The sequence below is a fragment of the Paenibacillus marchantiae genome (assembly GCF_028771845.1).
In the GTDB taxonomy this organism is placed as follows: domain Bacteria; phylum Bacillota; class Bacilli; order Paenibacillales; family Paenibacillaceae; genus Paenibacillus; species Paenibacillus marchantiae.
This window is the reverse complement of sequence record NZ_CP118270.1, coordinates 1,026,145-1,038,288: the sequence shown is the minus strand read 5'-3', so window position 1 is coordinate 1,038,288 and position 12,144 is coordinate 1,026,145. Positions and strand designations below refer to the sequence as shown.

Genomic DNA, 12,144 nt, shown 5'->3' with positions numbered 1-12,144 from the left:
ACTCACTCATTCGCTTCGCTTAGTACTTCCGCCCCGCCTGCGGCCATGAACTCCTCCACGAAATTATCAAATTCGCTCAGCGGTCTCGCGCCTGTAATGAAGGAGATGTAGGCCTTGTTCTTCAGCTTGATCAGCTCTGCTCCGTTTTTGGCAAGGGAGGGGGTTGATACCTCAAGTGAGTTGTAAATGCCGTCCTGGTCCAGGCCGAGGGTCGAAGCCCATTGCTCTCGCCGTCCGGTCTGCTTCAGGGGCACGGTCATGCCCAGATTGGCGCCAATTCCGTTCTGATAACTGAACATCTTATCGTACGGAGGAAGAATGACCGTGTTCTGCGGAAACGTATCAGTCCAAGTCCAGTGCTTGCCTTTCACGCCGAAGGCCAGGGTAGCTGCCTCGTTCGGATCAGGGTTTGCGCTGACATCATCCAGAATTCGAAGGATCGTCGCAAGCTTGCCCGGTTCCTTAGCAGCGTCGGCGCCGATGGCTGTGAAGCTCATTAACATATCGTATCCCTTGGAGCCGCGCTGCCCGTATGGTCCGGTAATAGGTCTGCCGAACACCACCCGGGCCTCCGGGTTCTTGGCGGTCAGCTCCTTCACGTTAAAGTTTGATTGCACCGGAGTCTCTACGGCATGTCCATTCGAGCCATAACTCCAGTCCAGGTAATCACCATCCTGAATCCAGTGATAATAATTGCCCATCGAGGTCATTCCGATCCTGCCGTTAATAAAGGCGTGGGACAGGTGTTTATAGCTGCCCTTATTTTCCCCAGTAATAAACTCAGGATCGATCACGCCGTCCCGGTACCATTTGCGTAAATATTGCAGTGCTTCTTTCATTTCGGGCTGAAGGGCACCAATGACCTGCTCTCCATCCTTCATGCTGAAGTAGAGCTGATCCGCGAAAACAATTTGCCCAAAGGCGCCAAATACAACGTTCATGCCTTCGCTGGACAGGCCATAGGTATCCTTGATCCCATTGCCGTCAGGATCATCGTTGGTGAAGGCATAGATTACCTTCTCAAAATCAGCCAGCGTTTGCGGCACCGACAGGCCGAGCTTGTCCAGCCAGTCCTGCCGGAAAACGACCGGGGTGCGATAGATGTTGGTCGGATTAATGACGGGAATACCATAATAGGCTCCGTCAATCCTTCCGGCATTTTCGTAAGCAGGCGCATTTTCCCGGATGATCCGCATCAAGTTTGGGGCGTATGTGTTGAGCATATCAACAGGAATTTCGGCCAGTACGCCTTGCTGCTGGTACTTCAGCAGGTCCTGCGGCTGGCGGATACGGAACAGATCGGGAATGGCACCCTGGGCCAGCTTCATGTCGAGAAGGGATTCATATTTGTTATTTTCAAGATTCCACACATCGAGATCCACATCGAATTTGTCCTCCACGTACTTGAGCATTTCCGCATCCTCCGGCACCGGATAGTTTTGATGCATCGTCCATGAAATGTGGTAGCGCGGATTGGGGGAAGCCGAATCGGCTTCTTGCTTATCCGTTGTGGTCTTCTGCCCGAGTGGCAGATCGCAGCCGCTGAGGATACTGATCATGCCTACCGGAATCAGCATTGCGAGAAGCGCTGTAACGCACAGCCATCCCTTTTTTTTCATCCGCAACCCTTCCTCACCTTAAGATCCCGCTTCCGTGATTCCTGCCGAAGCAGTCTTGCGTAAATAATGGCCCGGCGTACAGCCGTACATTTCCTTGAACCGTTTAATGAAATAGGCAGTGGTTCCGTAGCCGACGGAGCTTGCGATCCGTTCAATAGTCATGTTGTTGTTCTCAATCAGTACTTTGGCCCGTTCCATCCGCCGGGAGGTGACATAGTCAGTATAGGTAACGCCAAGCTCCTCTTTAAAAAGCTTGCTCAAATATTTGGAACTGATGAACACCTGCGCTCCTACGGCCTCCAGTGACAGATCTTCGGACAGATGCTCCTCAATATATTGTTTGGCGAGCCCGATGGTAGAAACGGCCCGGTCGCTGTTCCGTTTCTCCGTTTCGGAGATAAATACCGTGATTGACTCCACCAGCCAGTCGCGATATGCCACGATATTGGCGATACTGATGTACTCATGATACAGATCGGGATGACCGAGCTGAATGGGATGCTTGTAACGGGCATTTTTCACGACATCCGAGTAGACGAATACCGCATTCGCCAGCATAAAATGGCAATAGTCTGCGGGATATAATCCTTCCCTCATCGTGGCAATGAACTGGTCAACGGCGGCAACGGCCTCATCCGGCTGCCTGGCATGAAGCTTGTCCCTGAACTTGGCAAGCATGGCCTGTGGAATTTCGTCCATATTGTGCTCCCGCTGGAGAATGCTGCGGTCCTTCAGGATATGGAGCTCGGGCAGGAAATACGCGTATTTCATCAACGCCTGGGCCTCGCTGAAGCTTCTATGCACATCGGCCAGCTCCTGCACCCAGGAGCCTGACGACAGCTGGATATCAAGCTGGAACTGCTGTCGTGCCTCTGACAATAGAAGCTGGGACAGCTTGTCCAGCAGCGGTTCAGACGCTATATCCGTACACAGAATAACCGCCAGCTTCTTGTCCGGCAGCTCCTCGGCAATCAGGCGACTATCTGGCAAGGGTAGGGACTCCAGCCCATGGATAAATCTCGATATGACGGATGGCAGATTCTCCGAGCTAAGTCCCATATGGGCTACCTCGGTATTCAGAAGCAAGCAGCTGTATGTGTGATATGGATGTGAGATGCCTAGTGCAGTCCGTTCTTCTGCCCACTGTTCTCGGCTATAGCTGCCCTGCAGCAGATTCAGTACAGCGTTATGCTTGATTGCCGGACTGTTCGCCAGCAGTGTTTCCTCAAGGCTGCTCACCTTATCGTTTAATTGCATGAAGGCACTGTCGATCAGCCGGTATTCATTCGTAATATGCGTTGTTGCCGGTCCGGATAGGTCCTTAATCCGGCTGACGAGGCGTTTGATCGGGCTGTAATTCGCTCTGAGCAAAACTGCTGACAGCGCCAGACCGATTACGATGGCGATCATGCAGATGCCGAGGATGAGCTTCTGTACCATGATCGACTGCTCATAATAGAAGCTGGCCGGCATTGCGCTATAGATAGTCCATCCTGTCGAAGGCAGGGTCTGGTAGGACACAACAACCGATGTATTGTCGATCTTGTCGTCAAAGCTGCCCTTCGCGTTTCCAGATTGTAGTGCATTCTTGATGCTCGCAACGTATTCGCCTGGCTGCCCCAGAGTGTCGGTATTGGCATTACTAATGGTGTTACCCATATGGTTAACGATAAATGTGCTTTTGTATTGTGAGGGCATCATATTCTCTATAATGCTGCTAATCGCGCTTTCTTTTACATCTATTGCAATATAGACATCACCGGTTTCGCCTGTGGACTGAAAAGGATAGCTGTGCGTGTACGTCAACAGGGCGTTGCTACTGTCAGCTGTGCCACCTGGCACGCTGGAGAAAATGTCCTGCGGTACCTGACGTGAAGCCGTCCACAGGCTATTTTGCTTGCTGGCCCGCATATCCTGAAGCCAATCTGAATAATAAGCCGAGCCTTCCCCTTGATCGGCGTTATAGCGCAGGCCGTATAGCGACGATAGCATGATGTTTTGTCCAGGATAATAAAGATGTATGGCCTGAATCATGTCCGCGTTGCCGGCAACCTTGGACTTAAGTAACTCCTGGAGGTCAATGACGCTGTCTAGCCCGCTTCGAGTAGATGGTTCCGCGAACAGTCGAATATCCGCAGACTTGTCGAGTGACAAGTCCAGGTAGATCTGCTGCACCCTTTGCAGGATCGTTCCTTCAATGGTTCGTGTTGTATTTTCAAGAATCAGCTGATTCTTGTTCTGCAATTCCTCATTGTAACTGCGCGAGAAATAGATATAGAAGAAAGAACATATAAGCAGCACAATGACGACCACGATGGAACCGTACGAAATCGCCAAACCCGCCCATGCGGAGCTCCATTTTTTCATGAGGCATTCCTCCCGGCGACGATTATACACTACCTGATTCCACCAAAGTTCACGATTTATATGAAGGGAATGTTAAATGTCGAAAACAGGCGATATTGCTCCGAAATTGATACAATGGCGAAATTGTTTTATTGCTGGTTAAACGTGCCGGGTGCTACATTGAGACCGATTCGAGACCAACTACCAAACGATGGGAGTCGAAAAGATTTGAAAACGAAAGCCAACAAAAACAAAAAGAAAATGTTGACCGCTGCTATGGGTGTCGTGCTCATATCCAATTCAATTGCATCAACTGCTGTGCTTGCGGCACCAAGTGATTCGCAAGTTCCATTACCGCAGGAGCCGGCTTGGGGTTATTTTGTAGATACGTATAAGAATAATAACTCATCGAACACTACACTTGAGACCAACCCGGCCCTTGGCACATTGTCCAAGTTCCTGGATCTCTGGACACCAGGTTCTTCCTGGAACAATGGCACTAAGGTTCAACCCGACATACTGGACTATAACATTCAATATGTGGCGGATATCGCAGCAAACCGCACTCAAGCGGAGGAGGACGCCGCGTACTATACCGATCGTACAAATCAAACTTACGGTGCAACCGAGGGTCTGGGTTCACTGGCTGATGTATATCGTGAAAAATCAGGAACATATACGACCATTACGAGCATCCCGGACGATGCCACAACGAAGAAGTATGACGACGGTAATACAACGAACAAAGCCGGAAATTCCGATTCCGATCTAGGTAAAATGGTTGATCTGGTCGGAGCCCTGCGCGGTAATGCGGCGTCAACCAACCCTTCCAAAAATTTCTTCAGTTATATGCGTCCGTTCCGCTGGTTGAATACTCATGAGGTTGTCGTGCCAACGCTGAGACCAGCAATTAAAGATGAGGCTGAGGCGGCCTCGGACGGCGGCTTCCCGAGCGGGCATACCAATGCGTCCTACCTTGCCGCAATTGCATTCGCTTATGCCGTGCCTGAACGTTTTCAGGAGTTGGTAACCCGTGCTTCGGAAATGGGCAACAACCGAGTTGTTGCCGGAATGCACTCCCCATTGGATGTCATGGGCGGTCGTGTACTTGCAACTGCCCTCGCAGCAGGTGCTCTGAATGATCCGGAGAATGCTGAACTGAAGCAGGCAGCTTACGATCAAGCGCATAATGTACTGCTGAAGGAGACCGGAACAGCAGAAGACCGATTTACCGACTACGAGAAAAACAAGGCCGAGTATACCCAACGTCTGACTTATGGCTTCCCGCAGATCGGTTCCACAACGGAGCCTATGTCAGTCCCTAAAGGAGCAGAGGTGCTGCTTGAGACCAGACAGCCTTATCTTAGTGCGGATCAGCGTCGTGCTGTACTGGCGACAACCGGAATTACATCCGGCTACCCTGTATTGGATGATCCCGAAGGCTGGGGACGCCTCAATCTGTTCGCTGCGGCAGACGGATATGGCGCATTCAACAGTGATGTAACGGTAGTGATGGATGCCAGCAAGGGTGGTTTTAACACGGTGGATGTTTGGCGGAACAACATCTCCGGTACCGGCAAGCTGACGAAGGAAGGCAGCGGTACATTGAAACTGCGGGGGGCTAATACGTACTCCGGAGGTACTCAGGTTAGCGCGGGCACATTGGAAGGTGATACAGCTACTGCGTTCGGTAGTGGCGATGTAGTCAACAACGGGGGGACGGTTACGGAGAGCGTAACTGGCAAATGGAACATTGAAGGCAACTTCGTGCAGGCTGCTGACGGTACGCTGGAGCTCAACGTGGCTTCCGCAAATGACGTGCTCGACGTTAAAGGTACGGTGCACTCCGCCGGAGCACTGCATGTGAATTTTGCCAGCAGCTATGTACCTGGTGCGGGTGAGATTACGCTTGTGAGCTATGGCGCCAATCAGCAAAGCGGAAAGTTCGCCTCTGTTCAGGTGGATGGCCTGCCAAGCAAATATAATGCCCAGGTGAAATATGAGAGCAACCGCATTGCACTGGCGATTACGGATACAACAAATCCGGGGACTACGCCAACAACGCCGACTACACCTGGTACAGGTGGTGGCTCCGTCACTACACCAACACCATCCACACCATCAACAGGTTCTGGAACAGATTCGGGTACGGTTACCACACCTCCTACAACAGAACCAACGGTACCGCCAGCAACACAGGTTAATCCGTTCAAATCAGGTGTTGTGAGCCAGGAAACGGTACTGAAGACAGTTAATGAAGCCATAGCGGCAACGAAAAATGAACAAAAGACATTCAGCGATATTTCTGGTCACTGGGCCAACCGAAGTATTGGTGCTGCCGTGAAATTACGCATGGTGGATGGTTACGAGAATGGTTCGTTCCGGCCTAATGCGTCCGTCACCCGAGCTGAATTTACCGCAATGATTGCCCGGGCATTTGGCCTTGGCAAGAATTCGGCTTCGGCTAGCTTCAAAGATACGAAGTCTAGCTGGGCAGCTGGATATATCAGCGCTCTGGCTGACAAGGGAGTCATTACAGGCTATTCGGACGGCAGCTTCAAACCTAATGCGACGATCTCCCGCGCTGAGATGGTGACGATTATTGCTCGTGTGCTTAATCTGAATGCACTTGCGACTAGCACTCCGACCAGCTTCAGTGATGTGGACAGCAGTAACTGGGCAGCGGCGGCAATTGCGCAGGCTTCATCGGCCAATCTGGTGCAAGGGCTATCCTCTTCCGTGTTCTCGCCGAGCGGCAAAGCTACGCGGGCTGAAGCTGTGACGATTATCATCCGCGCACTGGAGAGCGACAGCTCAATCAAGGCACTGATCGAAGGTTTGTAAACATAGTGGTTGAAAGAATGTGTATGCTCTGAGCGAGAGTGGAAGACTCGGTTGAAGAGAATAGCATTTCTTAATAAATTCGAAAGGGCGAAAATGGTTCGTGTAATGCGAACCGTTTTTGCCCTTTTACTTTTACTTATGGAGAATGTCCTGTGTTCCGATAACAAACACTCATACTAGGGTAAGGGAGGAATAGAGCTTCCTTAGCAGGATAATATGTTGAAATTGTGGAAGTAGGTATCAGACTGCATCCTAGATTTGACGTTGCAAACGAGATCGGTTTTCATAAGTCTATATTTGGCGGTGAGCTAATTGGATCGATTAAAACACAGTGGATTTTATAAACTGAAATTTTTCATAACACCGGATGAATTCAAAAGCTTGTTGGCACTTTTTGAGCAGAAACGAGCAAAGTTTATCCGTCCTAGTTATGATCAGACTCAATATGATACGAATCAGGTGCTTGAAGGATATGAGCAATTTTATCATTTTTTTACCGCGGCAGAGAAAAGGGAGGGGTATCACCCATATCTCGCCTATTCAGTATTGATTACGCTGGATCAGCACAATTCTGGATTTTTCGTCAAAAACGAAGGAATTAACTTCCCCTATGATGGACAATGGGCTGAGGATGAATTACCGTGCATTACCCTGTCGCTCCCCAAAGGTTTTCAGATCAATTTGGAGGATGAGAAGGGGAAATACTATATATACGAAGATATTCGAGAGCATTTGCCGTTAACCTATGCGTTTTATGAAGAGGTGGCGAGCGGAGTTAAAAAAATCACCAAACTGCTGCGTTTCTCCTCACCTGGAGTAGATGCCATGCAAGAGCAGAAGCCATCCGTTCGTGTCAGCCAACGTGCTGTAAACGAGTTGAAGAACTCCTGGATTTTCAATAAGTATTCTCTTGTTATGAATACCAAATAAGAATAGGCAGCTAGGCCCGCTTTAATTCCCGACTAACTGCAGCGCCACTGCCGTCAAGAAGAACACAAAAGCCAAAATTGCCGCCGAAGAACGAACCACATCTAATCGCTCCCATCTTCTCACTAACAGCTTCCAATTGCGTGGTGGTGCATCGGGATTCCAGGCGAGCGCACCTTTGTTAATAGGCACGGTACCGATAAGTGTAGTCAAAATAAATATAAGTAAAGCAAGCACGCCTGCCAAGCGGAAGCCAAATCCGGGTTCGGAACCACTCATTATGAGTACTGCAACGCCTGAAATGGCCGTGGGTAGAAAAATGGCAGGTACAAGTAAACGCAATTTTAGTATTAGTGCTTGTCGAACCCGAATCTGCGAAGGTTCATCCAGCTTAGCCAGGGACACATGCACTCCATACCGTACCACAAACTCTTCACCAGCCAGGATGCCGGCTAGAAAGATACTTACAAACTCAATAATGATCTGATACATAAGGAATATCCTCCTCGTGAATGTTGACGACTGTAGTTGAAGTATTGTTTAACGGTAATACACAATTGTGAATTCAACATGAACGAGGGGAGATAATGGATAACGAATACCATGGATTTAGGGAGGGGATCATCATGGCCGAAAAAACACCTATTATTGAGGTCGTTCCATACGATCCGCAATGGAAAGTCGCTTTTGAACAGATAAAAGGAATGATAATCAGTTATATTGGTGATTTAATTCTAAGAGTAGAGCATGTGGGCAGTACATCGGTTGAGGGTTTATCAGCTAAACCCGTTATCGATCTGGATGTTGTCATTGATAGCTATGATGTACTCCCAGAGATTATTAAGCGGTTGACACTACAAGGGTACGAATACCAAGGGAATCTCGGCATTGAGGGAAGAGAAGCCTTTCAAAGGACATTTCAAGATGAACATATGAAGTATCATTTATATGTTTGTCCTAAGGATGGAAAAGGATATCTGGAACATATCGCGTTAAGAGACCATTTAAGAGATAATGAGACGGCGCGCAATGAATACCAACAATTAAAAATCAGGTTAGCGACGCAGTATCGATCCGATATCGATCGTTATTGTGATAATAAAACCGCGTTCGTCACAAAAATATTAAAAGAGACACTCTATCGTCCCGAAAGTTGAACATTTCATCTGGAGCTAAGTTGGTGGAAATTGCCTTTTTTGGAGTGGGCAGCGCCTAAATGATATAATTTCTACAATGAATAAGACAGGGAGGCAAGATCAATGAATGATGAACTCTTGGAACGGCTAGAGGATTGGCATGAACAGGATGATTATGAAGAGATTATAGATGCGATTACAGAGGTTCCGGAAGAGGAGCGGAATTATATTCTGGTCAACCATCTGGGTAGAGCGTTGAATAATATGGAGCGTTACCAGGAGGCGGTGGAGCAATTCCTGTCGGTTGAAGAAGAGGGACAAAATGACCCGCTTTGGCATTACCGCATTGGTCTGGCGTATTATTATTTAGAGCAATATGAGAACGCGCGTGAAGCTTTCGAAGCAGCGGACCGATTAGAGCCGGGAGATGAGGATACACAGGAGTTCCTGGAATGGATTCGGAATAAAACAGCAGACGAGCTCACAGAAGAAGCGGTAGAGGTGCCTGTGAATACAGTTCACTCGGTGACTGAAATCAACATCGAAGCAGCACCTGGTATCCATGCCGAATCGACGAGCTTCTGGAATGACAGTCCAGCAAACGTCGATCAATATGTGTTGTCCCCACCTACTGAAGAGCAAATTGAAGCAGTGGAGGATCAATTGGTGTTCAAGTTGCCGACATTCTATGTGAACATGATGAAACTACATAATGGTGGTGTTCCCCACTATCGTTATTTTCCGGTTAGTCAGGCGGAGAATGATGGGAAGATTCAAGTTGAAATATCGAATATCCTGGGTATTGGACGGGAAAAGGCACATTCACTGTGTGGAGAAGCTGGAAGCCGGGTGATCATCGAACAAGGGGGGTACCCCGAAATCGGTATCATTCTGTGTGAGTGCCCTTCCGATTCAGAGGTCGTGATGCTGGATTATCGTGAATCCGGCAATGCCGGTGAGCCCGAGGTTGTCCATGTAAATAAAGCAGAAGGCTACAAGATCACTTGGCTTGCGCCCAATGTTGAGACCTTTATTCAAGGTCTGGTGAATGAGGGGAATCAACCTGCAAACCTTGAGGGTTCACTGTAAAGAAGGTTGTAGCTTCCTGTTATACAAAATATTGAAGAGCTGCATCCGTCACAAAGGATGCAGCTTTTTCAGTTGAAATCCTCTCATTCCATGCGGTAGAAGAAGAACGTAATGTTGATGGTGAGATCGCCGGTGTATTGTTTAGCTGCGTTCAGGTAGCTCAGCCATCTTCCACATTGCCCGTAAGGAGTATAAGATACAAAAAACATAGAGAGATTACGGCAGGCTGATAGCTATTTTCATTGCCACTTATGTAACATAATGGTATTATTTTAATGATATTACCAGTAAGTTAGTTGCAGATTATTCCTATACAGGAGGTGTTGTCATAAGAGGACGATAGGGAAGAAAGATGACCCGCAGGGATATGCCGCATGCAGCAAGAATACCGAGATGAGACATAGGCTCGTTTGTCATACATTATAATGTAAGCGCTTTACTTTTAGTTCAGCTATCTCATATACGATATTTAAATATCTGATTTTGGCCCATTACGAAAACGTTAAAAAACGATTCCAGGGAGGGATTAGCTCGTGAGCAGACGTTTAGTGAAGAAGGGATTCAGTTCGTTTCTATTACTGGTGATGATGGCAGCAGCGGTATTATATCCAACATCCACCGGACACGCAGCCACCATCAATGTTACGGATAACGGGTCGAGGATTGAAGTAAACACAGGAGCAGGTCTGGTATACACGGTGAATAAAACCAATGGCGATATCATATCTGCCAAAATGAACGGAACAGAGCTGAACGGCTCCAGCAAGGGGTCCCATATCAGCTCTGGTTTGGGTTCTGCCAATGTAACTTGGAACACATCTCCCTCAGGATCAACCCTATTGATCACCGTCTCAACCAGCACGCTTACCCACTACTATGCATCACGTGGCGGTGAGAACATTATCTATATGGCAACGTACGTCACAGCAGAACCGTCTGTGGGTGAATTGCGCTATATTTTCCGGGGTAACGGCAGCGTGTTAACAGGGGTTCCGGCCAGCTCGAATAATCGGAATAACACCGGCGCGATTGAGAGCGAGGATGTTTTTGGTTACGCCAACGGACAGAGTACCTCGAAGTATTACGGCAACGACCAGGCCAAGGATCTGACCATTCGAGGCGTTACGGGGAATGGTGTGGGCGTGTTTATGGCCTATGGCGACCGAGAGAAGAGCTCGGGAGGTCCGTTCTTCCGTGATATTCAGTTCCAGAGTGGTGGAGATACGGAGGTCTACAATTACATGAATTCAGGACATGCCCAGACAGAAAATTGGCGTATGGGCCTGCATGGGCCGTATGCCTTGATTTTCACCACCGGTGCAACGCCAAGCGTACCTAATTTTAGCTGGATGTCGAGTCTAAACCTGACAGGTTGGGTGTCCAGCCGAGGTAATGTCGTGCTTAACGGGCTCTCTGGCATGGATACGGGTTATGCATATACGGTTGGTTTTGCCAACAGCAACGCCCAATATTGGGTGAATGCCTCTTCGAGCGGGGCAGCTGCCAAATACAGCATGATTCCAGGTACATACACCATGACGGTGTATAAGGGGGAACTGGCCGTCTATACCGAAAGTGTGAACGTCACTGGAGGATCAACGACAACGCTGAATACGCGTACGATTAACAATGATCCAAGTAAAGCATCCAGCATCTGGCGCATTGGGAATTGGGATGGTACACCGTCAGAGTTCCTGAACGGCCAGACAATTCCGATCCGTCATCCTTCCGATAGCCGTAATCCAAGCTGGGGCCCTGTCAGTTATGCCACCGGCAGTGCAACCAACAAGTTCCCTGCGATTCAGTTCCGGGGACAAAACTCGCCCACAACCGTTACCTTTAGCCTGAACTCTTCCCAAGCGGCATCTTCGCATGTTCTTAACATCGGTATTACGGCAGCATACAACAATGGAAGACCCAGCGTAACGATTAACGGTCAGACGTTAACCAATCCGGCAGCCTCCTCCCAACCGAACTCTCGTAGCTTTACGATTGGGACCTACCGAGGCAACAATACAATCTTTTCCTGGAATATACCGGCATCCTATTTTGTTAATGGGTCCAACACGGTAACCATTACGCCAATCAGCGGCTCCAGCGACTTGGGCAATTGGTTAAGTGCCGGGTGGGTGTATGACTGTGTTGAATTGTTGAATTAAAAATGGATCAACTACATGATCAAA

Annotated in this window: 8 protein-coding genes; 5 read left to right on the top strand and 3 right to left on the bottom strand. The window is 48.7% G+C overall.

From position 1 onward, the window contains the following. Window positions 1-2: 2 nt before the first annotated feature. Complete coding sequence (locus PTQ21_RS04705) at window positions 3-1,619, bottom strand: extracellular solute-binding protein (RefSeq protein WP_274568995.1); 1,617 nt, start codon at window positions 1,617-1,619, stop codon at window positions 3-5. Window positions 1,620-1,637: 18 nt separating this feature from the next. Next, window positions 1,638-3,986 (bottom strand): AraC family transcriptional regulator, encoded by a 2,349-nt coding sequence (locus tag PTQ21_RS04700; protein WP_274568994.1) that lies wholly within the window; start codon window positions 3,984-3,986, stop codon window positions 1,638-1,640. A gap of 255 nt (window positions 3,987-4,241) precedes the next feature. Between PTQ21_RS04700 and PTQ21_RS04695 the strand changes: the two genes are divergently transcribed. Both PTQ21_RS04695 and PTQ21_RS04690 read left to right on the top strand, forming a co-directional pair. Continuing rightward, entirely contained in the window at window positions 4,242-6,809 is a 2,568-nt protein-coding gene (locus PTQ21_RS04695) for an S-layer homology domain-containing protein (protein WP_420800370.1), read from the top strand. A gap of 312 nt (window positions 6,810-7,121) precedes the next feature. Next, window positions 7,122-7,739 carry a hypothetical protein gene (locus PTQ21_RS04690; protein ID WP_274568993.1) on the top strand — a complete coding sequence of 206 codons (618 nt, stop codon included), beginning with the start codon at window positions 7,122-7,124 and terminating at the stop codon, window positions 7,737-7,739. 21 nt (window positions 7,740-7,760) lie between these two features. On the opposite strand, the gene PTQ21_RS04685 is transcribed toward PTQ21_RS04690, so the two are convergent. Further along, a complete protein-coding gene (locus PTQ21_RS04685) occupies window positions 7,761-8,228 on the bottom strand; it encodes an anthrone oxygenase family protein (RefSeq protein ID WP_269054718.1) in 468 nt (155 codons plus the stop codon). A 134-nt stretch (window positions 8,229-8,362) separates the two neighbouring features. On the opposite strand from PTQ21_RS04685, the gene PTQ21_RS04680 reads away from it, so the two are divergent. The 3 genes from PTQ21_RS04680 to PTQ21_RS04670 all read left to right on the top strand — a co-directional run bounded on the left by PTQ21_RS04680 (window position 8,363) and on the right by PTQ21_RS04670 (window position 12,120). Further along, window positions 8,363-8,893, top strand: coding sequence for a GrpB family protein (locus PTQ21_RS04680; protein WP_274568992.1), 531 nt, complete (start codon window positions 8,363-8,365; stop codon window positions 8,891-8,893). A 102-nt stretch (window positions 8,894-8,995) separates the two neighbouring features. Then, on the top strand, window positions 8,996-9,961 hold the full coding sequence (locus PTQ21_RS04675) for an SMI1/KNR4 family protein (RefSeq protein WP_274568991.1): 966 nt from the start codon (window positions 8,996-8,998) through the stop codon (window positions 9,959-9,961). A gap of 533 nt (window positions 9,962-10,494) precedes the next feature. Further along, entirely contained in the window at window positions 10,495-12,120 is a 1,626-nt protein-coding gene (locus PTQ21_RS04670; RefSeq protein WP_274568990.1) for a rhamnogalacturonan lyase B N-terminal domain-containing protein, read from the top strand. The last annotated feature ends 24 nt before the right edge of the window (window positions 12,121-12,144 follow it).

Coding starts and splice junctions, on each gene's coding strand:
- PTQ21_RS04705 (WP_274568995.1), bottom strand. CDS start 1,619: ATGAAAAAAAAGGGATGGCTGTGCGTTACAGCGCTTCTCGCAATGCTG.
- PTQ21_RS04700 (WP_274568994.1), bottom strand. CDS start 3,986: ATGAAAAAATGGAGCTCCGCATGGGCGGGTTTGGCGATTTCGTACGGT.
- PTQ21_RS04695 (WP_420800370.1), top strand. CDS start 4,242: ATGGGTGTCGTGCTCATATCCAATTCAATTGCATCAACTGCTGTGCTT.
- PTQ21_RS04685 (WP_269054718.1), bottom strand. CDS start 8,228: ATGTATCAGATCATTATTGAGTTTGTAAGTATCTTTCTAGCCGGCATC.
- PTQ21_RS04680 (WP_274568992.1), top strand. CDS start 8,363: ATGGCCGAAAAAACACCTATTATTGAGGTCGTTCCATACGATCCGCAA.
- PTQ21_RS04675 (WP_274568991.1), top strand. CDS start 8,996: ATGAATGATGAACTCTTGGAACGGCTAGAGGATTGGCATGAACAGGAT.